Annotated in this window: 21 protein-coding genes and 1 tRNA gene; 5 read left to right on the forward strand and 17 right to left on the reverse strand. The window is 61.7% G+C overall.

What is annotated here, in order from left to right; genetic code table 11:
• Nucleotides 1-182 precede the first annotated feature (182 nt).
• Entirely contained in the window at nucleotides 183-1,349 is a 1,167-nt protein-coding gene (gene ftsY / locus GNZ13_RS37140) for a signal recognition particle-docking protein FtsY (protein WP_172174171.1), read from the reverse strand.
• 240 nt (nucleotides 1,350-1,589) lie between these two features.
• Here ftsY and rsmD point away from each other — a divergent pair, with 240 nt between their 5' ends.
• The 3 genes from rsmD to GNZ13_RS37155 all read left to right on the forward strand — a co-directional run bounded on the left by rsmD (nucleotide 1,590) and on the right by GNZ13_RS37155 (nucleotide 3,152).
• Entirely contained in the window at nucleotides 1,590-2,204 is a 615-nt protein-coding gene (gene rsmD, locus GNZ13_RS37145; protein WP_172174174.1) for a 16S rRNA (guanine(966)-N(2))-methyltransferase RsmD, read from the forward strand.
• A 111-nt stretch (nucleotides 2,205-2,315) separates the two neighbouring features.
• Nucleotides 2,316-2,831 (forward strand): pantetheine-phosphate adenylyltransferase, encoded by a 516-nt coding sequence (gene coaD, locus GNZ13_RS37150; RefSeq protein ID WP_172174177.1) that lies wholly within the window; start codon nucleotides 2,316-2,318, stop codon nucleotides 2,829-2,831.
• A gap of 63 nt (nucleotides 2,832-2,894) precedes the next feature.
• Entirely contained in the window at nucleotides 2,895-3,152 is a 258-nt protein-coding gene (locus tag GNZ13_RS37155) for a YfhL family 4Fe-4S dicluster ferredoxin (RefSeq protein ID WP_054035799.1), read from the forward strand.
• Nucleotides 3,153-3,241: 89 nt separating this feature from the next.
• Here GNZ13_RS37155 and hisC read toward each other — a convergent pair whose 3' ends face one another.
• The 8 genes from hisC to GNZ13_RS37195 form a co-directional block, all read right to left on the reverse strand.
• Nucleotides 3,242-4,321: a histidinol-phosphate transaminase gene (hisC, locus tag GNZ13_RS37160; protein WP_172174656.1), complete on the reverse strand. Its 1,080-nt coding sequence runs from the start codon at nucleotides 4,319-4,321 to the stop codon at nucleotides 3,242-3,244.
• A gap of 140 nt (nucleotides 4,322-4,461) precedes the next feature.
• Nucleotides 4,462-5,064 carry an aminoacyl-tRNA hydrolase gene (gene pth / locus GNZ13_RS37165; protein ID WP_172174180.1) on the reverse strand — a complete coding sequence of 201 codons (603 nt, stop codon included), beginning with the start codon at nucleotides 5,062-5,064 and terminating at the stop codon, nucleotides 4,462-4,464.
• Between the two features lie 142 nt (nucleotides 5,065-5,206).
• Nucleotides 5,207-5,836, reverse strand: coding sequence for a 50S ribosomal protein L25/general stress protein Ctc (locus GNZ13_RS37170; RefSeq protein ID WP_172174183.1), 630 nt, complete (start codon nucleotides 5,834-5,836; stop codon nucleotides 5,207-5,209).
• Nucleotides 5,837-6,000: 164 nt separating this feature from the next.
• Nucleotides 6,001-6,957, reverse strand: coding sequence for a ribose-phosphate pyrophosphokinase (locus GNZ13_RS37175; RefSeq protein ID WP_025597839.1), 957 nt, complete (start codon nucleotides 6,955-6,957; stop codon nucleotides 6,001-6,003).
• Between the two features lie 45 nt (nucleotides 6,958-7,002).
• Nucleotides 7,003-7,079, reverse strand: a tRNA-Gln gene (locus tag GNZ13_RS37180).
• Between the two features lie 50 nt (nucleotides 7,080-7,129).
• On the reverse strand, nucleotides 7,130-8,011 hold the full coding sequence (gene ispE, locus GNZ13_RS37185) for a 4-(cytidine 5'-diphospho)-2-C-methyl-D-erythritol kinase (RefSeq protein WP_172174186.1): 882 nt from the start codon (nucleotides 8,009-8,011) through the stop codon (nucleotides 7,130-7,132).
• Between the two features lie 65 nt (nucleotides 8,012-8,076).
• The gene (gene lolB / locus GNZ13_RS37190) at nucleotides 8,077-8,709 is read right to left on the reverse strand and encodes a lipoprotein insertase outer membrane protein LolB (protein ID WP_172174188.1); all 633 of its coding nucleotides are present in this window, start codon (nucleotides 8,707-8,709) and stop codon (nucleotides 8,077-8,079) included.
• Nucleotides 8,709-10,550: a tetratricopeptide repeat protein gene (locus tag GNZ13_RS37195; protein WP_172174190.1), complete on the reverse strand. Its 1,842-nt coding sequence runs from the start codon at nucleotides 10,548-10,550 to the stop codon at nucleotides 8,709-8,711. The genes lolB and GNZ13_RS37195 overlap by 1 nt, the downstream gene beginning before the upstream one ends.
• An 87-nt stretch (nucleotides 10,551-10,637) precedes the next feature.
• Here GNZ13_RS37195 and mutM point away from each other — a divergent pair, with 87 nt between their 5' ends.
• Nucleotides 10,638-11,468 carry a bifunctional DNA-formamidopyrimidine glycosylase/DNA-(apurinic or apyrimidinic site) lyase gene (gene mutM / locus GNZ13_RS37200; protein ID WP_172174192.1) on the forward strand — a complete coding sequence of 277 codons (831 nt, stop codon included), beginning with the start codon at nucleotides 10,638-10,640 and terminating at the stop codon, nucleotides 11,466-11,468.
• Nucleotides 11,469-11,475: 7 nt separating this feature from the next.
• Entirely contained in the window at nucleotides 11,476-12,591 is a 1,116-nt protein-coding gene (mutY, locus tag GNZ13_RS37205) for an A/G-specific adenine glycosylase (RefSeq protein ID WP_172174194.1), read from the forward strand.
• Between the two features lie 27 nt (nucleotides 12,592-12,618).
• Here the strand turns inward: mutY and GNZ13_RS37210 are convergent, their stop codons facing one another.
• The 8 genes from GNZ13_RS37210 to lptA form a co-directional block, all read right to left on the reverse strand.
• Nucleotides 12,619-13,251, reverse strand: coding sequence for an LON peptidase substrate-binding domain-containing protein (locus GNZ13_RS37210; RefSeq protein ID WP_172174196.1), 633 nt, complete (start codon nucleotides 13,249-13,251; stop codon nucleotides 12,619-12,621).
• Nucleotides 13,252-13,290: 39 nt separating this feature from the next.
• On the reverse strand, nucleotides 13,291-14,184 hold the full coding sequence (gene rapZ, locus GNZ13_RS37215) for an RNase adapter RapZ (RefSeq protein ID WP_172174198.1): 894 nt from the start codon (nucleotides 14,182-14,184) through the stop codon (nucleotides 13,291-13,293).
• A 121-nt stretch (nucleotides 14,185-14,305) separates the two neighbouring features.
• The gene (gene hprK / locus GNZ13_RS37220) at nucleotides 14,306-15,274 is read right to left on the reverse strand and encodes an HPr(Ser) kinase/phosphatase (RefSeq protein ID WP_012431656.1); all 969 of its coding nucleotides are present in this window, start codon (nucleotides 15,272-15,274) and stop codon (nucleotides 14,306-14,308) included.
• 139 nt (nucleotides 15,275-15,413) lie between these two features.
• On the reverse strand, nucleotides 15,414-15,929 hold the full coding sequence (locus GNZ13_RS37225; RefSeq protein ID WP_074285509.1) for a PTS sugar transporter subunit IIA: 516 nt from the start codon (nucleotides 15,927-15,929) through the stop codon (nucleotides 15,414-15,416).
• A gap of 295 nt (nucleotides 15,930-16,224) precedes the next feature.
• Complete coding sequence (gene hpf, locus GNZ13_RS37230) at nucleotides 16,225-16,581, reverse strand: ribosome hibernation-promoting factor, HPF/YfiA family (RefSeq protein WP_172174200.1); 357 nt, start codon at nucleotides 16,579-16,581, stop codon at nucleotides 16,225-16,227.
• A gap of 170 nt (nucleotides 16,582-16,751) precedes the next feature.
• The gene (locus tag GNZ13_RS37235; protein ID WP_172174203.1) at nucleotides 16,752-18,269 is read right to left on the reverse strand and encodes an RNA polymerase factor sigma-54; all 1,518 of its coding nucleotides are present in this window, start codon (nucleotides 18,267-18,269) and stop codon (nucleotides 16,752-16,754) included.
• A 184-nt stretch (nucleotides 18,270-18,453) separates the two neighbouring features.
• Nucleotides 18,454-19,239 carry an LPS export ABC transporter ATP-binding protein gene (lptB, locus tag GNZ13_RS37240; protein ID WP_172174206.1) on the reverse strand — a complete coding sequence of 262 codons (786 nt, stop codon included), beginning with the start codon at nucleotides 19,237-19,239 and terminating at the stop codon, nucleotides 18,454-18,456.
• The gene (lptA, locus tag GNZ13_RS37245) at nucleotides 19,236-19,907 is read right to left on the reverse strand and encodes a lipopolysaccharide transport periplasmic protein LptA (protein WP_172174208.1); all 672 of its coding nucleotides are present in this window, start codon (nucleotides 19,905-19,907) and stop codon (nucleotides 19,236-19,238) included. The genes lptB and lptA overlap by 4 nt, the downstream gene beginning before the upstream one ends.
• Between the last annotated feature and the right edge of the window lie 12 nt (nucleotides 19,908-19,919).

A 19,919-nucleotide genomic window follows, 5' to 3' on the forward strand; every position in this document is an offset into this window, starting at 1 on the left:
GACGACGTGGGCGGTTCCGGTTCGCGCTGGCATATGGCTAAATATAGTTAAAAATCATCTAAAGTCAAATATTTTAGTGACTACAAATTTAACTAAAAAAATAGCGTTCGCCCGATCAAATCATGAGGCCCGACAGGCACTTGCCGCCATCAACGAGACTACAAGATGGGCGGAACTTCCGTTTAACCGCCCAGCAACGCGTCTGAAAACTCTTCCGCGCTGAACGGCTGCAAGTCTTCCACCTTTTCGCCGACGCCGATGAAGTACACCGGGATCGGACGCTGACGCGCGATCGCCGCGAGAATGCCGCCCTTCGCCGTGCCGTCGAGCTTGGTGACGATCAGGCCGGTGAGGCCGAGTGCGTCGTCGAAGGCTTTCACTTGCGCGAGGGCATTCTGGCCGGTGTTCGCATCGATCACCAGCAACACCTCATGCGGCGCGCCGTCTTGCGCCTTGCCGATCACGCGCTTCACCTTGCGCAGTTCTTCCATCAGATGCAGCTGGGTCGGCAGACGGCCGGCCGTGTCCGCCATCATGACGTCGATCTTGCGCGCACGCGCGGCGCCAACCGCGTCGAAAATCACCGCTGCCGGGTCGCCGCTTTCCTGCGACACCACCGTCACGTTGTTGCGCTGGCCCCAGATTCCGAGTTGCTCGCGCGCGGCCGCGCGGAAGGTGTCGCCCGCAGCCAGCAGCACCGACTGGTCGAAGCTCTGCAGATGCTTGGCGAGCTTGCCGATGCTGGTGGTCTTGCCCGCACCGTTGACACCCGCGATCATCATGACCAGCGGTTGCGCGCGGCCGAGCATCAGCGATTTTTCCAGCGGTTTGAGCAGGTCGATCAGCAGCTTGCGCAGCGCCGCTTTCACCTGCTGAGGATCGGTGAGGCGCTCGGTGCGCACTTTCTCGCGCAGCGATTCGAGCAGGAACTCGGTGGCTTCGACGCCCGCATCCGACATCAGCAGCGCGGTCTCGAGTTCTTCGTACAAATCTTCGTCGATCTTCGTGCCGACGAAAATGCCGGTCAGGCTCGAACTCGTTTTCGACAGGCCTGTCTTCAGGCGCGTGAGCCACGAGCGCTTGGCGTTCTCATCCTGCGTAGGTGGCGGGACGATTTCGACGGTTTCGAGCGCGGTTGCTCCGGGTTCGGGCTCATTGATGGACACAGCAGCAGCCGGGTGCGTATCGACGCTAACCGGAGCAACCGGCCGCGGCGCTGGTGGCGCGACGGGCGCTGCCGGCGCCTTTGCGGCGGGCTCGGGCGCCAGGGCTTCCGGCGCAGTCTGCGATTCTTCTGGCGCGTTATCGGACTCTTTCGAACCCTTGAATCGTTTGAAAAAGCTGAACATGATCTGGCGTGGTGAGAGCGCGCGCCGATGCGCGCAGCCGGGACAAGCCCGTGGGAGCGGCAGGCAGCGTTGCGATGCGGGATGCAAGGCGCTGGAAGCCGCACATTTTATCAGGCGCGCCGCCACCCGTCGTATTGGCCGAACGGCCAGGCTGGACGCCGTGCGCCCCTGTGGTAACGTTGGCCCTCCAGCCCACGCGCATCGGCGTCGCGGGCATCCCTATAACGTATTCGAAACTGCATGCCCCGTTCTGCTCCTTCACGCGCCCACGGCGCTTCATCCAAAGGCGGCAAGCCGCACGCCATCCGTATCATCGGCGGCGACTGGAAGCGCACGCCGCTGCCCGTGCTCGACCTCGACGGCCTGCGCCCCACGCCCGACCGCGTGCGCGAAACGCTGTTCAACTGGCTCGGCCAGCGGCTGGACGGCCAGCGCTGCCTCGATCTGTTCGCCGGCAGCGGCGCGCTCGGCTTCGAGGCCGCCTCGCGCGGCGCGGCGCGGGTATTGATGGTCGAGCGCAACGCGCGGGCCGCCAGCCAGCTGCGCGCGAACCAGGTACGCCTGTCGGCACGTACCATCGAAATCGCGGAAGCAGACGGCTTGCGTCTCGCGGCGAGTCTCGCCCCGGGATCGTTCGACGTGGTTTTCCTCGATCCGCCGTTCGGCGACGATCTGCTCGACAAGGCGCTCGCGCTAGCCGTGCCGCTGCTGAGTCCGGAAGGTTTTCTGTATGTGGAGGCGGGCATTGCGCTCGAACTCGAGGGGAACGAGACACTCGCCGGTTGGGAAATCGTTCGGCAAGGCAAAGCGGGTGCTGTCCACTTTCATTTGCTGCAGCGCGAAAATAAGGAATAATGCGCGTTCCAAAACAAGCAGCGGACGGGTACCGTCACGCATGCGGTCGGTGCCAAATGCGTCGCGTGGACGCTTTGACGTGCCCATTTGTCTGAAGAGAGGAGAAGTCTCATGGTAGTCGCCGTGTACCCGGGCACGTTCGACCCGCTGACGCGCGGTCACGAAGACCTCGTTCGACGCGCGTCGAGCATTTTCGACACGCTGGTGGTGGGCGTTGCCGACAGCCGCAACAAGAAGCCGTTTTTCACGCTGAAAGAGCGCCTCGATATCGCTCATGAAGTGCTCGGGCACTACCCGAACGTTCAGGTGATGAGCTTCAAAGGGCTATTGAAGGACTTTGTCCGCAGCAATAACGCTCGGGTGATCGTGCGTGGCCTGCGTGCCGTCTCGGATTTCGAATATGAGTTCCAGATGGCCGGCATGAACCGCTATCTGCTGCCGGACGTTGAAACCATGTTCATGACACCGTCCGATCAATACCAGTTCATCTCCGGCACCATCGTGCGTGAAATCGCGCAATTGGGTGGCGATGTCAGCAAGTTCGTGTTCCCGTCGGTCGAAAAATGGCTCAAGGAGAAGGTTGCAGCACTGGATCCGGATGACGTCGCTTCGGCGGGGCAACCGTAACCGGCGTAAACTGTCGGTTTGACGGATCAAAGCTGGCTTCGGCCGGCGCGAAGTGAGAGAAGTATGGCCCTGATGATTACCGACGAGTGCATCAATTGCGACGTGTGCGAGCCTGAGTGCCCGAACGACGCGATTTCGATGGGCCCGGAAATCTACGTGATCGACCCGAAGAAATGCACCGAGTGTGTCGGTCATTTCGACGAGCCTCAGTGTATTCAGGTGTGCCCGGTCGAGTGCATTCCGCGCGACCCTGAGCATCTGGAAACGGCGGAAGGTTTGATGGCGAAGTACCACGCGCTGCAGGCTGCGAAGGGCGCGTGAGAGCTGAATGATTGTTGAACGGCGAGGCGTCTGCCTCGCCGTTTTTATTGCAGCAACGCTTTGTGTCGCGCGCGAGGTTATCCCGATCGCTATCCGACGTAAGCGCTGAAAATGTCGCGCAGTGCAGCCAGCAGAATGCCGCATTCGGCGTCGGTGCCGACCGAGATTCGCAAATGCTGGTCGATTCGCGCCGCCTTGAAGTGGCGTACGAAGATTTCCTTTTCCCTTAGCCGTGCCACGAGCGTGGCCGCGTCGTAGCCTTCGTGACGCGCGAACAGCAGATTCGCCGCTGACGGCACCACCTTGAAGCCCAGTGCAGTCAAGCCTGCTGCCAACCGCTCACGGCTGGCAATCACCTTGGCGCAGTTGTCGCGGAACCACGCATCGTCCTCGTATGCCGCGACGGCCGCGACTTGCGCCAGACGGTCGAGCGGATACGAGTTGAAGCTGTCCTTCACGCGGTTCAGTGCGTCGATCAGTTCTGGATTGCCGAACGCGAAGCCGACGCGCATGCCGGCCAGCGAACGCGACTTCGATACCGTTTGGACCACCAGCAGGTTGGGATAGCGGTCGATCAGTGCGATGGCCGATTCGGCGCCGAAATCGACATAGGCCTCATCGATGACCACGACCGATTCGGTGTTTCTCGCCACCAGTCGCTCGATATCGGCGAGCGGCAGCGGTCGTCCAGTCGGCGCGTTCGGGTTCGGGAAGAGTACGCCGCCGTTAGGCGCTGGATAGTCGTCGACATTGATGGCGAAGCTGTCGTCGAGTGCGATGGTCCGAAAGTCGACTTCAAAGAGCCGCGCGTAGGTCGGGTAGAAGCTGTACGTGATATCCGGAAACAGCAACGGCTTGTCGTGCTTCAGCAAGGCCTGAAAGGTGAGCGCGAGTACTTCGTCCGAGCCGTTGCCCGCGAACACCTGTTCCGGGCGGATGCCGTGGTACGCGGCTACCGTTTCGCGTAACTTGCGCGCGGTCGGGTCGGGGTAGCGCCGCAGCGACTCGCTCGCGTCGCCCAGTTCCTGCCGGATCGCGTCAAGCACGCGCGGCGACGGCGGATAAGGATTCTCGTTGGTGTTCAGCTTCACCGGATGCGCAACCACGGGTTGCTCGCCCGGCACATACGGCGTCAGACGGTGAACGATGTCACTCCAGTAGCGGCTCAAGCGATTCTCCAGTCGATGGCGATACGGCGATACGGCGATACGGCGATACGGCGATACGGCGATACGGCGATACGGCGATACGGCGATACGGCGATACGGCGATACGGCGATACGGCGATACGGCTCGGGCAAGCCGTCGCTCACGAGTTGCGATGCAGTTGCATCATCGCCCGCTCGAGCTCGCCTTTGATGATTTGCGGCATCACGGCCAACCCACGTTCGATCGACGCATCGATCACATCCTGTTCTTCCCGCCGCGGCGGTTTCAGCACGTAATTGGCGACGTCCGGCTTGGCGCCGGCTCGCGCGCTTTCGGGAATCAGGTCGCGCGGATGACCGATGCCGATCCGCAGCCGCCAATACTGTTGCGACGACAGATGCGCGGTGATGTCCTTCAGCCCATTATGGCCGCCGCTGCCGCCACCGAGCTTCAGCTTGACGCTGCCGGGCGGCATATCGAGTTCGTCGTGCGCGACCAGAATTTCGTCCGGAAGAATCTTGAAGAACTGCGCGAGCGCCACGACCGACTGCCCCGAGCGGTTCATATACGTCTGCGGTTCCAGCAGATGCACTTCTTCGCCGTGAAGCCGGGCCTTCGCGTAGAAACCGTGGAAGCGCCGCTCGTCGCGCAGCGTCGTGCCTGCTTCGCGCGCCAGTTGATCGACCAGCCAGAAGCCGGCATTGTGGCGCGTCGCGGTGTATTCAGCGCCCGGATTGCCGAGCCCGACGATCAGCTTGATCATGATTGCGTAGGTCCATCTGGCCCGGGCGCCGAACGCGGCCGAGCCGAAAAAAACCGAAAAAAAACCCGCCGGGGCGAACCTCGGCGGGTCACATCGACCGTTTCATTGAAACGGATCGAGAGGATTGCTCGCTCAGTGCAGCTTAAGCAGCCGGCTTTTCGCCTTCGCCTTCGCCTGCAGCAGCAGCGGCGTCGCCTTCAGCGATTGCGCCAGCCGGGATCGTTGCCAATGCGATGACCGGGTTTTCTGCTTCAATGTGAGCAACCAGTGCCACGCCTGCCGGCAGGACGATGTCCTTAGCGTGCAGCGACTGGCCCGCTTCGATCTTCACCAGGTCGACTTCGAGGAATTCCGGCAGTGCCGACGGCAGGCACTCGATTTCGATTTCGTTGAGGACGTGCGAGATCACCGCGCCCGACAGCTTCACTGCCGGGTTGGTTTCCTGGTTCATGAAGTGCAGCGGCACCTTGGTGTGCAGCTTCTTCTTCGCGTCGACACGTTGGAAGTCCACGTGCAGCACGAGCTGACGGAACGGGTGGTATTGCACGTCGCGCAGCAGAACCTGTTGCGACTTGCCTGCCACTTCCAGGTCGAGGATCGACGAGTGGAAAACTTCTTTCTTCAGCGCGTGCCAGAGTGCGTTGTGGTCCAGTTCGACCAATTGCGTGTCAGCACCAGCGCCATATACGATGCCCGGGGTCTTACCCGAGATACGCAGGCGGCGGCTCGCACCCGTACCTTGCAAGGAACGCTCGAAAGCGACTACTTTCATGTTGAATCTCCAATGCACTGCCCGCGACCAGGCAGTAAAAACGGGGCCTCCAAGCCGTTACGGCTGAGGCCCCAGAGCGATGGCACGAACCTTCGTTCGTTCATGCCAATTGTGCAAAAGCGCGGCGTGCGGTACTGCAATGCGCGCTGCGCCTTCGCAAATACTTAACTTTCAGCGAACAGCGACATCACCGAATCGCCGCGGCGAATCCGCGAGAACGTTTCGGCGAGCAGGCCGGCGCTGGTCAGCGAACGGATCTTGGCGCACGAGCGGGCTTCGTCGCCGAGCGGGATCGTATCGGTGACAACGAGTTCGTCGAGTGCCGAAGCTGCAATTCGCTCGCCTGCACCGCCCGACAAAACCGGGTGGGTGGCGTAAGCGAATACCTGTTTCGCACCGCGTTCCTTCAAAACCTGAGCTGCCTTGCAAAGCGTGCCTGCGGTGTCGACCATGTCGTCCATGATCACGCAGGTGCGGCCTTCGACTTCACCGATGATGTTCATCACTTCGGCAACGTTCGCCTTCGGGCGGCGTTTGTCGATGATCGCGAGATCGCAATTCAGTTGCTTGGCCAATGCACGGGCACGCACCACGCCGCCGACGTCCGGCGAAACGACCAGCAGGTTCTCGTAGTTCTGCTTGCGCAGATCGCCGAGCAGCACGGGCGTAGCGTAGATGTTGTCGACCGGGATGTCGAAGAAGCCTTGAATCTGGTCGGCGTGCAGATCCATCGTAATGATCCGCTCGACACCGGCGATTTCCAGCATGTTCGCCACGATCTTCGCCGAGATGGCGACGCGCGCCGAACGCGGGCGTCGATCTTGACGGGCATAACCGAAGTAGGGGATGGCTGCGGTGATCCGACCGGCGGATGCGCGCTTGAGCGCATCGACCATGATCATCAGTTCCATCAGATTGTCATTCGCCGGCGCGCACGTGGATTGCAGGACGAAGACATCCTTGCCGCGCACGTTTTCCTGAATCTCGACCTGGATTTCACCGTCCGAGAAACGGCTAACCATTGCTTTGCCGAGGGGAATACCGAGGATTTTGACGACTTCCTGTGCAAGCGCGGGATTTGCGTTGCCAGTAAAAACCATCAGGCCGTCATGGCTGCTCATCGTGCACCTACTTCAGGCTGGGGGCGAGGGAAATGCGAGAATTTTTGGCAGGGGAGGAAGGAGTCGAACCTTCGAATGCCGGAATCAAAATCCGGTGCCTTAACCAACTTGGCGACTCCCCTACACTAACTTTGAGCTTCACCGAACGAGGGAACGTTCGACGAGGCAAAACTTATGACGCGAAAGCAAAGAGTGGATGCTGATCGAGACTTGCAGTTACTGCGCTATTCCATTCGCTCGGCAGTTTGGCTTGCGCCGCTTCTGCTTCAGCTTTACTACGGAACGCTGCAAATACACTTGCACCTGATCCAGACATCCGCGCTGGTGCGATGTTTTCAAACCATCGCAGCACTTGCGCTACTTCCGCGTATTTTCCCACGACAACTTGCTGCATGTCATTCCGGCCGAAACTTTCTGGCCATTCAGTGTTGCAGCTAAGTTCTGCAGGAAAGTCCGTAATTATGAGGGGTTTCGAATCTCTTGTCAACGCTTTTTCGGAGAAAATCGCTGCAGTCGGAACATGAACCCTCGGCGTCACTACCAGGAAATGACGCGGCGGCAATTGTACAACGTCCAAAGCTTCTCCGACACCCTGTGCGAACGCATTTTTCCCAAAAATAAAAAATGGCACGTCCGCGCCGAGTTTCAACGCCAGCGCCTGCAACTCCAGTCGCGGCAAATCGAGTTTCCAGAGACGGTTCAGCGCGAGCAGCGTGGTGGCCGCATCGGAGCTTCCGCCGCCGAGGCCCGCGCCCATCGGCAGGCGCTTCTCGATCTCGATGTCGACGCCTTCCGGCGAGCCCGTATGGGTCTTCAGGAGCGTTGCTGCACGGACAGTGAGGTCGTGTTCCGGCGGCACGTCGGCGATTTCGGTGCTGCGCGTGATGAGGCCGTCGTCACGCCGCTTGAAGTGCAGGGTGTCGCCCCAGTCGAGCAACTGGAAAACGGTTTGAAGCGTGTGATAGCCATCCGGCCGGCGGCCAGTGATGTGCAGGAAGAGGTTGAGTTTCGCTGGCGCGAGGCAATCGCGCAGCGAATCGGTCGTTTCAATCATGAGTCAGGGCTACATTCGCCATAGCGGCGCCGAAGAGGCGGCAAGGGTTGCGCGAACAGGCGCGATTACTGATCCAGTACGAGCTTGATGTCGAGCGGCGGTTCCGAGCGGCTCAGGTTCAAGCGCTTCACGCCGGTGGCCGGCGCTTCGGCATAGGCCAGGTAATCGATCGTCCAGCCGTCCTGCGTGATCTGCTTCAGGCGCGAGGGCTGCTCCGGATCCTTCTCGGTCCTGGCGCGCGAAGTCGGCGCCGGCGACGGCTGCAGCCAGTAGCGGAGCCCTTCGACCGGCAGCGCGAAGCCGAGCGCGTTCTGCATCAGCGTGGAGACGTTGTCGGCGGTGAGCGGTTGGCGGTTCGGCAGTTCGAGCGTAGCCGAAGCCGGCGACGAGGTCACGATCGCCAGTGTCTGGCCGAGCGGATTGCGCAATTGCAGGGTGACCGTGTCACCCGTTTCCTGCCAGGTGAAGTTGCCATAGGCATTGCGTTGCTGGCCGTTCTGATCGTTGTACTGGACCGCGAAACGGCCTTGATAAGCGCGGGTGGTCTGCGCAGAGACGGATGTCGCCGCATTCGACATGGACGGCCCCAGCGGCTTCACCGACGCACAACCGGCCAACGCCACAACCGCTGCCGCTACGAATCCGAGCGCCGCGCCACGCGGCGCCCGGGGATAAGAGATCAAGCGGGAAAGACGCATCAAAGATCGTTTACCTGAAGACGTTGCAGCGTTTTAACCAGTGTGTCGTTGTCCGGTTCGAGCTTGCGCGCATCGCGGAAAGCTGCGCGAGCCTGATCCTGCGCTCCGGTTTTCCACAACACTTCGCCGAGGTGTGCGCCGATTTCGGCGTTCGGCTGGAGGTCGTACGCTTTGCGCAGCAGCTTGATTGCATCCGACGTGTCGCCCATCCGGTACTTGACCCAGCCGACACTGTCCATGATGAAGGCGTCGTTCGGCGCCAGCGACGAGGCCTTCTCGACGAGCTTATCCGCTTCCGACAGGCGCTGATTGCGATCGGCCAGCGAATAGCCGAGCGCGTTGTAGGCCTGCGGATTGTCCGGCTGCGTCTGGATCAGCTTGCGCAGTTGCGCTTCCATGACATCGTAGTGGCCGGTCTTTTCGGCGGCCATGGCGTAGTCGTAGGTGAGATCGGGGTCGTCAGGGAAGGCGGCCGTTGCTTGTTGCAGGCTTGTTTCCGCCTCCGGATAGCGCTTCGCGTCGAACAGAATGGCCGCGTCGGTGCGTGCAATCAGCGCCTGGTCGCGCGGATCGGGCGCCTGCAGGCCGGCCAGCAGCTTGCGCGCGTCTTCAGTCTTGCCCTGCTTGGCGAGCAGTTGGGCGCGCGTAATCTGCGCTGGCATGAATTGCTGGCTCGACGGCGAAACCTTGTTCAGCCAGTCGCTTGCCGCCGCTTCGTTCTTCTGTTCGAGCGACAGCTGCGCAAGATAGATATACGCCTGGCCCGGATCGGCGCCCGGCGTTTTTTCAGCCTGCTTGGCGTACTGGGTCAGGTAGGTCTGCGCGTCGTTGAAATTCTTCTGCTGGATCTTGATCAACGCGAGCGCCATCATCGGCGTGAGATCGGTCGCGTTGTTCTTGTGCATGATCTCGAATTGCTTCTGCGCGTCGTCCAGGCGGTCGCTTGCGAGATACATCTGCGCGAGCGCGAGACGCGCGTCATGCGATTTCGGATTCTGTTGCACGTACTTTTCGAGCGACGCGATACCTTCCTTGCGCTCCTCCGGGCCCATCTGCGACAGCGTCAGCGCGGCCGGCAAATAGTCCGGCTTGAGCGTGAGCGCCTGTTCGAGCGACTTGCGCGCGCCCGGCGCGTCGTTGGAAACGAGTTGCTGGCGTGCGATGGCCAGTTGCGCCTCCGGCCGGTTCAGGTCGTCCTTCAGCATGTCTTGCAGCACATGCAAGCCGCCGATCCGGTTCGGACCGCGCGAGAGCAGCAGTTGCAGCGCCAGAACCGCGCTGCCGCGATTGTCGGCGGGGACCTTCGCGAGTTCACCGGCGAGGATTGGCGCGGCGTCATCAGGCTTGCCGGACAACACGAGCAGGGACGCGTCAAGTTGCGCGGCGCGTTCCGAATTCGGCGCATACTGCTGCCACAATTGCGCGGCAGCCAAAGCGTCCGACGGGCTTTGCGCGGCCAGCGCGATTTCCGTGGCGCGTTGCGCCATGCGCGGATCGTGCGTGTCGCGCGCAAGCGCGAGGTAGGTCTGGTAGGCGGGCGCCGGCTGGTCGCGTTGCAAGGCGACTTCAGCGGCGAGCACCTGGAATACGATCTGGCTGGACAGCGGTACGCCCGGCAGAGACTTCTGGTCTTCTGCCGTCGCCGGACCGAGCGGGTCCGGCAGGGTGACAGACGTGTCATCCGAGTCTGGCGATGGATCCTGCGCGTGCGCAGGCACGGCAGCCAGCGCCCAGACAGCGAGCGCGGCGGCACCGAGCATACGTCGAGCGGACACGGCGTTCGGCACGCGGGATGCGCTAGCCGGGCGCTTCGAAAACAGCTTCACGAAGGACAAGTTCATGGAAATCCGTTCAATGTTTCGGACGATTGTAACGCGCTCGCTACAATACGCGCACAACCAACGACGCAAGTTGCAGACCAGTTAGACATGCCAGAGTTGCCAGAAGTTGAGGTTACCCGAAGGGGAATCGAACCGTATGTGTCCGGGCGCAAGGTTGAACGCGTCGATGTGCGTACGCCCGCGCTGCGTTGGCCGATTCCGGCGGACCTTGCGAAAACCTTGCGTGGCAGCGTGGTGCGCAAGGTCGAGCGGCGGGGCAAGTATCTGCTGTTCGAAATCGACGCCGGCTGGTTCATTGTGCATCTGGGCATGACCGGCACGCTGCGTGTGCTGCGCCATGTGCCGCATCCGCCGGCCGCGGCGAAACACGACCACATCGACTGGATTTTCGACGAATTCATTTTGCGCTATCGCGATCCGCGGCGCTTCGGTGCGGTGCTGTGGCACCCGCGCGAAGCCGGCGACGTGCTCGAGCATCCGCTGCTCGCGAGCCTCGGTGTCGAGCCGTTTTCGCCGGCGTTTTCCGGCGCGTTGATGCACCGGCTCACGCGCGGGCGCAAGGTGTCGGTGAAGCAGGCGTTGCTGGCGGGGGAGATCGTGGTCGGCGTGGGGAATATCTACGCATCCGAAAGCCTCTTTCGCGCCGGTATCCGGCCCACCACCGCGGCGGGCCGCGTCTCGCTCGCGCGCTACGATTTGCTGGCGGACGCGGTGCGCGTCACGCTCGCCGCAGCGATCGAGAAGGGCGGCAGCACGTTGCGCGATTTCGTCGGCAGTGATGGCGAAAGCGGTTACTTCCAGCTCGACTATTTCGTCTATGATCGCGCGGGGCTGCCATGCCGCGTGTGTGGAACGCCGATCAAACTGATCGTGCAGGGGCAGCGTTCTACGTATTTCTGTCCCACCTGCCAGCGCTAAATTTTCAATGCCATCTCGTTTAAGCCCGTCTGCTCCGTCCGCTGCGCCTGCTTTCCCGGTTAGGTCTGATTTTTCCTCGCGGCTGATTGCGTGGCAGCGCCAGCATGGCCGTCATGACCTGCCATGGCAGAACACGCGCGATCCGTATCGCATCTGGCTGTCGGAAATCATGCTGCAGCAGACTCAGGTATCGACGGTGATTCCGTACTACGCCAAGTTTCTTGCGCGTTGTCCGGATGCCGCCTCGCTCGCCGCCGCGCCGGCAGACGATGTGATGGCGTTGTGGGCCGGCCTCGGCTATTACTCACGCGCACGCAACCTGCATCGCTGCGCGCAGGTGGTCGTCGAGCAGCATGGCGGCGCGTTTCCCGCGTCGGCCGACGAACTCGCTGAATTGCCGGGCATCGGCCGCTCGACGGCAGCGGCGATCGCCTCTTTTGCATTCGGCGCGCGGGCGACGATTCTCGACGGCAACGTGAAGCGCGTGTTGGCACGCGTATTCGGCGTCGAAGGTTTCCCGGGTGAAAAGAAAGTCGAGAATGCGATGTGGACGCTGGCGGAATCGCTGCTGCCGTCCAACGCGTCGGACGACGATGTCAGTGCGTACACGCAAGGCCTGATGGACCTCGGCGCAACGTTGTGCGTGCGCGGCAAGCCGGACTGCCTGCGCTGCCCGTTCGCCGCCGACTGCGTGGCCAACGTGACCGGGCGTCAGCGTGAACTGCCCACGGCACGACCGAAGAAAGCTGTGCCGACGCGCCGCACATGGATGCTGGTGCTACGCGACGGTAACGCCGTGATGCTGGAAAAGCGTCCGCCGTCAGGCATCTGGGGCGGCTTGTGGAGCCTGCCCGAAGCCGCTGACGAAGCCGCACTCGCCGAGCGTGCGCGCGCCTTCGGTGGCGATGGAGCGGTCTCGCCGCTCGCGCCGCTTACGCACGTCTTCACGCATTTCAAGCTGGATATCGAGCCGCGGCTCGCTGAGCTGGATCGCGGCGTGGGCGCATTGGCTACACTAAACGACGCGGACACCGCATGGGTCGCGTTAAGCGATCTCGACTCGTTCGGTGTGCCCGCGCCAGTGCGCAAACTACTGGATAGTCTGCACGGCTCACTGCTCTAGCCAACCCCGAGCAAAAAGCACGTCGAATCAAAGCAGCTGATGCTGCTGCATATAGTGATGAACCACGTCGATTCGCGCGCCGGCGTCCTGCAATTCCATTAGCTTTTGTCGTGCACGAAGGGCGATCGGCAACACTTCCGCGAGCCGGTTCGACACCCATGACGGATCTTCCAGCCTGAACGGCTCCACGAACGGCAAGCTGTCCGGATCGCGTTCGCGGATCGTTGCGATGATCCGTTCGAGCACTTCCGCGCACGCGCCGAATTTGGCCAGTTGCTCATTGCCCTCGAGCGGTATGTCGTCTCCGAGCGGCTCCGCCATGCCGACCAGCAAGCCGCTCGCCTCCACGCGATGCGACAGCAGGCGAAACCGCCGCGTGCCGCGCGCCCGAATCAGCAGCATGCCGAAGGCTTCGACATCGCACTCTTCGATTTCGGCAAGACAGCCAATTGCTTCAGGCACCGAAGGCTCTTCTTCACGCGCCACTTCCGCGCCGCTTTTCAGCAGACACACGCCGAACGGCGTTTTTTCACGCAGGCAGTCGCGCGCCATATCGAGGTAGCGCGCTTCGAAGATTTTCAGTGGCAGCAGTCCATCGGGAAACAGCACCGAATGCAGCGGAAACAGCGGCACATCGGCAAGCACAGTAGTAGAAGACATGGCGCAACGCTTCGAGTTGAGGCCGCGCGACGCGGCCGGTTAAGCCACTAACTTCGATGATTCGCCGATGTCGACCGGCGCATCGCGGTGCCGCACAATGACATTCGCCGAAGTTGCGAGACGCGCGGCGAGCGTCTCCGCAATGAACACCGAGCGGTGTTGGCCGCCCGTGCAACCGATCGCGACCGTCAGATAACTGCGATTGTCGTCACGGAAATGCGGCAGCCATTTGACGAGAAACTTTTCGATGTCGTCGATCATTTCATGCACGACCGGCAGCGCGTCGAGAAAATCCATCACCGGTTTGTCGAGGCCCGTGAGTGGCCGCAATTCATGATCGTAGTACGGGTTCGGCAGCGTGCGTACGTCGAAAACAAAATCGGCGTCGAGCGGCACGCCGCGTTTAAAGCCGAAGGACTCGAACATCAGCACGAGGCCCGCATCTTCCTGCTCGATGAAGCGTTTGACCCATGCACGCAGCACGTTCGCGCGCAGATTGCTGGTGTCGATCTGATGGCCGAACTCGACGAGGCCCGCCACGAGTTCGCGTTCGCGTTCAATCGCTTCGGCGAGCGACGTCAACAAGCCGACGTCCGCATCATGCGCGGTGGAACCGGACAGCGGATGGCGGCGGCGCGTTTCGGAGAAGCGTTGAATCAGCGCCTGCGTGCTTGCGTTCAGGAAGAGCACGCGCACGTCGTGGGCGCGCGACAGGTCGCGGATCATCGCGGGCATTTCGTCGAGCGAGGCGCTCGAACGCGCGTCGATGGCGACCGCGAGTCGTTCTTGGCCGTCGTCGGCGAGATAGTTGGCCAGTTGCGGCAAAAAACGTGGCGGCAGATTGTCGACGCAGTAATAGCCTGCGTCTTCAAGCGCGTTCAGGGCAACTGACTTGCCGGAGCCGGAAATACCGGTGATCAGGATTATGCGCATGGAGTCGTGAAATCCGTACAGTTCATCATAGCATCTGGTCCCCGTGCGCGTGCCGCCGCAGCCGCCGCCACCACCACCGTTAGCTGCGGGCGTGACACGGCGCCTCGGGGATGTCGCGGATTCAGATCAATTTGCCGGGAAACTGGCTGTCCGGGTCCTGCATGGCCAGACGCTGGCGATCCATGAAGTCGCGCAGCGTATCGATACCGCGCAGTTGCAGGATCGTGTTGCGCACGGCCGCTTCGACCAGCACCGCGAGGTTGCGGCCGGCCGCCACCTGAATCGTGACTTTGCTGATCGGCAAGCCGAGCACGTCGACGGTTTGGCTTTCCAGCGGCAGCCGCTGGAATTCGCCGTCGGGACGGCGCACCAGTTGCACGATCAGTTTCAGCTTCATTTTGCGGCGCACCGCGGTTTCACCGAAGATCGTCTTGATGTCGAGCAGCCCGAGACCGCGCACTTCGAGCAGGTTTTGCAGCAGCGGCGGACAGCGCCCTTCGACGAAATCCGGGCCGAGGCGCACGAAATCCACCGCGTCGTCGGCGACGAGGCCGTGGCCGCGGCTGATCAGTTCCAGCCCGAGTTCGCTCTTGCCGAGGCCGGAATCGCCGGTGAGCAGCACGCCCATGCCGAGAATGTCGAGAAACACGCCGTGCAGCGTGGCGCGCGGCGCGAGAATGCGCGACATGTAGAGGCGCAGGCTGTCGATCACCGCAGCGGCGGACATTGGCGTGGTGAAGAGCGGTGTGGACGAGCGCGTGCAGCGCAGCACCAGTTCCGGCGGCGCGGCGACGCCGCCCGCCACCACCAGAAACGGCGGTTCCAACGCGATTAGCTCGGCCATGTGGCGCGAGCGGTCTTCGTCGGTTTGGCGCTTGTAGTAGTCAATTTCGGCGTCGCCGAGCACCTGAATCCGGTTCGGGTGGATCAGGTTCAAGTGGCCGACGAGGTCGGCGCTCGACGTGGCATTGGCGACCGATTCCGAAGAAAAGCCGCGCTCCCAGCCTTCATGCCCCGTCAGCCAGCTCAGTTTCAGCATGGCCGCGTTGTCGTCGAAAATGCTCTGGGCGTTGATGCTGGACGTATCCATGAGTCAGTGACTCCAGTGTGGGCCGCTTGCCGGGCAAAGGGGCGGCCGCGCTAACGCGGACCGTTTGCCTTGCCAGGTTGTACCCGCATGCGGGCGGGTAACTGGGTGAATAACCGGCGCGCGGACAACCGCCGATGCATCAAGGTTGCCACTGAGTGAGCAGGCGATGCAATGATTCGCGGTCTTCTTCCGTATGCAGGCGCTCGCGGGCCTCGCGATCGGACAGCAACTGGGCGATTTCCGAAAGGATTTCGAGGTGCTGCTGGGTGGCCTGCTCGGGCACGAGCAGGAAAATCAGCAGCGAGACCGGCTGGCCGTCGGGCGATTCGAAGGGGATGGGTTCGGCGAGGCGCACGAACGCGGCGAGCGGTTGCTTCAAGCCTTTGATCCGGCCATGCGGAATCGCGACGCCTTCGCCGAGCCCCGTCGATCCGAGGCGCTCACGCGCAAACAGATTGTCAGTGACCGTGCTACGGGCGATGCCGTTCTGGTTCTCGAAGATCAGGCCCGCTTGCTCGAACACGCGCTTCTTGCTGGTGACCGATAGTCCGACGACGACGTTCTCGAGGGGAAGAAATTTGGCTAAACGATTCATGTTGACAGGCGAAAACGTGGCCTGGGTTCTCCTCGCTGGGGCGTTTGAGTGGTGTTCCATTCGTTTGATGCTCACGGCGACGTGCGTTGGAGTTCGAAAGCGCAGGACTCCGGCCGACCGATTTCCGTTTGAGCTAACTTGACCCCGATGGTAACCGGAACATTATAGAACAGGGTTGCCATGGATGGTGCGGCGCGCCATCCATGCATCATGAGTTTCTTCGCAGGATTGATCCGGTCTGCGCCGCTGCGCGAGAAAGGTGCCCTGAAACGAAAAACCGCCCGGTCTCGGGCGGTTTGGCTGGGTAAAGCAATTGAGGAAAGCCGAAGGAAGTAAAGAAACCTTCTAATCTTCCTTATTGCGGCGGCACGTCCACTAGCGGTGCCGGCTGGTACTTGATGGCCTCGTGCGCATGACCTTGCAGGCGATCCTTATGGCGTATCACTTGCCGGTCGAGCTTGTCGACCATCAGATCGATCGCAGCGTACAGGTCGCTGTCACAGCTCTCGACAAAGATATCTTTGCCCTTTAGATGCAGGTTGATTTCAACCTTTTGACGCTTTTCCTTTTCCTTGTGGTTGTCGACCGAGAGGACCACACTGCCGTCAATTACCTGATCAAAATGTCTTAGCACCCTATCCAGTTTGGTGATCACGTATTCGCGCAACGCAGGCGTTACTTCGAGGTGGTGTCCACTGATCTGCAGATTCATAGTGCTTCTCCAAGCTAGAGGCCGCTTGTTCCGCACGATGACGAAGGTCCGGTCGATCTGTCGGCTTGCCTGAGTCGCCCCCCGGTGACTGACTTCTGGCAGGTCGCATCGGCCGGCCTGTCCGCCAACTGCGGAGCGGCCGGTAAATGCCCGTCGCGGGAGGCGGCGGGCTACAGAGACTTGCGCAGGTTGACTGCCGGAATCTTGAGCGCTTCGCGATACTTCGCAACGGTACGCCGTGCGACCACGAAGCCCTGTTCCGCCAGCAGTTCGGCTATGCGGCTGTCTGAAAGAGGAGATTTCGGGTTTTCCGCTCCTATCAGTTGCTTGATGAGCGCGCGAATGGCCGTGGAAGAGGCCGCGCCGCCCGTGTCAGTCGAAACGTGTGATCCGAAGAAGTACTTAAATTCAAGCGTCCCGAATGGGGTCAGCATGTATTTACCGGTTGTCACACGGGAGACAGTTGACTCGTGTAGGCCCAGCGTATCAGCAATTTCTCGCAAAACCAAGGGGCGCATGGCAATTTCGCCATGCACAAAAAAACTCTTTTGACGCTCGACAATGGCTTGCGCGACCCGGAGGATGGTCTCGAAACGCTGCTGGATATTTTTGATCAGCCAGCGTGCTTCCTGCAGTTGCTGGCGCAACGATCCACTGCCCGGATCGCCCCGGTTGTTGCGCAGAATATTCGCGTACAGATGGTTGATGCGCAGCTTCGGCACCACTTCCGGATTGAGTTCCGCCTGCCAGCCCTGTGCCGTTTTGCGCACCATGATGTCCGGCACGACATAGTCCGCTTCCGCCTTGCCGTAAGCGGCGCCGGGAAACGGCTCGAGCGAGCGAATCAGAACATGCGCATCCCGCAAATCGTCGTCGTTCGCCTTCAGATGCTTGCGCAGGCGCGTGAAGTCGCGTGCCGCCAGCAGTTCCAGATAATGGGCGACGATGTCGAGCGCAAGCGTGCGCGTAGGTGACTGTTCGAGCCGCAGCAATTGCAGCTTGAGACATTCCGACGCGGAGCGCGCGCCGACCCCTGCAGGGTCGAAGCTATGCAGCAGCGCCAGCGCGGCGTTCATTTCGTCGAGATCGACTTCGAGCTCTTCAGGCAGGTCGTTCAGCACTTCCTCGAGCGTGGCGGCAAGATAGCCGTCGTCGTCGAGCGATTCGATCAGGAAGGTGATCAGTGCGCGGTCGCGCTGGCTCGCCTGGGTGACGCGCAGTTGCGCCATCAGGTGATCGCGCAGCGAGGTGCTCGATTCGTGGATTTGCAGCGGCGGCAGATCGTCGTCGTCCGAGGCATTGCCGGAGCGGCCGTAGTCGCCGAGATCCCATTGCGACGCCTCGCCGTTGCTGTCGCCCGCGAGGCCGTTGTATTCGTCGACACCCTGCGGCTCGCCGCTCTCGGTGCGCTCACTGCTGCTGGTGGACGAAGACGACGTATTGCCGCCCATCTGGTCGGGCGGTGCGGAGGAATTGGGCGCCTGGGCGATCAGCGAGCCGTCGGCCGCCACGCGCAAGGGGCTCGCGATCCAGTCATCCTCGTTCTCGAGGAGCGGATTCTGCGAGATCGCCATTGCGACTTCCTGCTGCAGTTCGAGCGTGGACAGCTGAAGCAGCCGGATGGACTGCTGCAGTTGCGGGGTCAGCGCAAGATGCTGCGATAGGCGGAGTTGGAGGCTGGCTTTCATGGCAAGTTGAGATTCATTGTAGAGAGTTTGCCACGACCGCGATACATTGCGACACTCGCAATTACGCGTGCGCCCGTTTTCGGCGGCGCTGGGCGCGGGACGCCCAGGTTAAAAATGGTGATGTGCAGATGCCGCAAAGGATCCGGCGGATGCGCGCTCGCACCGCCGGCAATCCCTTGTGCACTTACATGCGGAAGTGTTCGCCCAGATAGACGCGCCGCACGCTTTCGTTTTCGATGATGTCGCTCGGCGCACCGGCGGCCAGCACGCTGCCGTCGCTGATGATGTAGGCGTGGTCACAGATGCCGAGGGTTTCGCGCACGTTGTGGTCGGTGATCAGCACGCCGATGTTGCGCTGCTTCAAAAATTTGACGATCTTCTGGATTTCCAGCACCGCGATCGGATCGACGCCCGCGAACGGTTCGTCGAGCAGAATGAAGCTCGGATTGGTGGCCAGCGCACGTGCAATTTCAACCCGCCGGCGCTCGCCGCCGGACAGCGACAGCGCCGGATTCTCACGCAGGTGAGCAATCTGCAGTTCGTCGAGCAACGCCTCGGTGCGGTTTGTGATGGTGTCCTTGCTAAGCCGCTTGCCGTTGTCTTCGTGCTGCAATTCCAGCACCGCGCGAATGTTTTCCTCGACGCTGAGCTTGCGGAACACCGACGCTTCCTGCGGCAGATACGACAAACCCAGCGACGCGCGCTTGTGAATCGGCAGCAGGCTGATCGACTTGCCGTCCAGATCGATTTCACCCGCATCGAGCGGCACGAGGCCGACGATCATATAGAATGAGGTGGTCTTGCCGGCGCCATTGGGGCCGAGCAGGCCGACCACTTCGCCGCTTTTTACGTCGAGCGAGACATCTTTGACAACGGTGCGCGAGCCGTAACGCTTTTTCAGGTTGCGGACCACCAGCGAACTGCTGGTGCCGGCTGGTTTGCGATTGGGGAGGGACGCGGAGGAACTCACTGGTTCGGTGCTCCCTGAATCGTGGTGGACGGCGCGAGCGTGGCCGACGCGCCGTTCAGCGGCGCAGTGCCGCCATTGCGCGGAGCCAGCATCGCGCGCACGCGGCCGGTCGGGTTGCCCGGGCCGGCGACGTCCTTACCCGCCTTCGCGGTGTAGAAATCGTTCTGGCCGTCATACGTGATGACGCTGCCGTGCACCTGATCCATGACTGTCGAGAGGCCTTGCAGGCGCTTCACGGTGGCGTTGGTGGTGAGCGTGGTCAGATCCTGCTTGCCGTCGTAGTCGATACGAATGGCCGTGCCTTCGATGTATTCATCGAGGCCTTCGCGTTTCTGGCGGAAATACGACAGATTGCCGCCGCTCGACGTGCCGGTGGCGTACTGATAGCCCTGCGGGTCTTGCGTCACTTCGACCCGATCGGCCCTGATCACGATCGTGCCTTTGGTGGCGACCACGTGGCCGGTGAAGATGTTGACCTGTTTGAGGTCGTCGTAAGTCATATTGTCCGCTTCGACGTTCAGCGGTTTGTCCTTGTCGGCGCGGTCGGCGTGCGCAAGCGGCGCGAAGCCGGCGAGCGGCAACGCGACAATCAGCGCAGCGAGTCCGGCGCGGCACGCGGACAGGGTGCGCGAGCGGCCGGTATCAAAACGGGGGAACGATTCGTTCATGCAGTCACGCCT

This window comes from Paraburkholderia elongata (assembly GCF_013177735.1).
GTDB lineage: Bacteria > Pseudomonadota > Gammaproteobacteria > Burkholderiales > Burkholderiaceae > Paraburkholderia > Paraburkholderia elongata.

What these genes read in the sequence shown, in the direction of transcription:
- ftsY (WP_172174171.1), bottom strand. Translation starts at nt 1,349, where the DNA reads ATGTTCAGCTTTTTCAAACGATTCAAGGGTTCGAAAGAGTCCGATAAC.
- rsmD (WP_172174174.1), top strand. Translation starts at nt 1,590, where the DNA reads ATGCCCCGTTCTGCTCCTTCACGCGCCCACGGCGCTTCATCCAAAGGC.
- coaD (WP_172174177.1), top strand. Translation starts at nt 2,316, where the DNA reads ATGGTAGTCGCCGTGTACCCGGGCACGTTCGACCCGCTGACGCGCGGT.
- GNZ13_RS37155 (WP_054035799.1), top strand. Translation starts at nt 2,895, where the DNA reads ATGGCCCTGATGATTACCGACGAGTGCATCAATTGCGACGTGTGCGAG.
- pth (WP_172174180.1), bottom strand. Translation starts at nt 5,064, where the DNA reads ATGATCAAGCTGATCGTCGGGCTCGGCAATCCGGGCGCTGAATACACC.
- GNZ13_RS37170 (WP_172174183.1), bottom strand. Translation starts at nt 5,836, where the DNA reads ATGAAAGTAGTCGCTTTCGAGCGTTCCTTGCAAGGTACGGGTGCGAGC.
- GNZ13_RS37175 (WP_025597839.1), bottom strand. Translation starts at nt 6,957, where the DNA reads ATGAGCAGCCATGACGGCCTGATGGTTTTTACTGGCAACGCAAATCCC.
- ispE (WP_172174186.1), bottom strand. Translation starts at nt 8,011, where the DNA reads ATGATTGAAACGACCGATTCGCTGCGCGATTGCCTCGCGCCAGCGAAA.
- lolB (WP_172174188.1), bottom strand. Translation starts at nt 8,709, where the DNA reads ATGCGTCTTTCCCGCTTGATCTCTTATCCCCGGGCGCCGCGTGGCGCG.
- GNZ13_RS37195 (WP_172174190.1), bottom strand. Translation starts at nt 10,550, where the DNA reads ATGAACTTGTCCTTCGTGAAGCTGTTTTCGAAGCGCCCGGCTAGCGCA.
- mutM (WP_172174192.1), top strand. Translation starts at nt 10,638, where the DNA reads ATGCCAGAGTTGCCAGAAGTTGAGGTTACCCGAAGGGGAATCGAACCG.
- mutY (WP_172174194.1), top strand. Translation starts at nt 11,476, where the DNA reads ATGCCATCTCGTTTAAGCCCGTCTGCTCCGTCCGCTGCGCCTGCTTTC.
- GNZ13_RS37210 (WP_172174196.1), bottom strand. Translation starts at nt 13,251, where the DNA reads ATGTCTTCTACTACTGTGCTTGCCGATGTGCCGCTGTTTCCGCTGCAT.
- rapZ (WP_172174198.1), bottom strand. Translation starts at nt 14,184, where the DNA reads ATGCGCATAATCCTGATCACCGGTATTTCCGGCTCCGGCAAGTCAGTT.
- hprK (WP_012431656.1), bottom strand. Translation starts at nt 15,274, where the DNA reads ATGGATACGTCCAGCATCAACGCCCAGAGCATTTTCGACGACAACGCG.
- GNZ13_RS37225 (WP_074285509.1), bottom strand. Translation starts at nt 15,929, where the DNA reads ATGGAACACCACTCAAACGCCCCAGCGAGGAGAACCCAGGCCACGTTT.
- hpf (WP_172174200.1), bottom strand. Translation starts at nt 16,581, where the DNA reads ATGAATCTGCAGATCAGTGGACACCACCTCGAAGTAACGCCTGCGTTG.
- GNZ13_RS37235 (WP_172174203.1), bottom strand. Translation starts at nt 18,269, where the DNA reads ATGAAAGCCAGCCTCCAACTCCGCCTATCGCAGCATCTTGCGCTGACC.
- lptA (WP_172174208.1), bottom strand. Translation starts at nt 19,907, where the DNA reads ATGAACGAATCGTTCCCCCGTTTTGATACCGGCCGCTCGCGCACCCTG.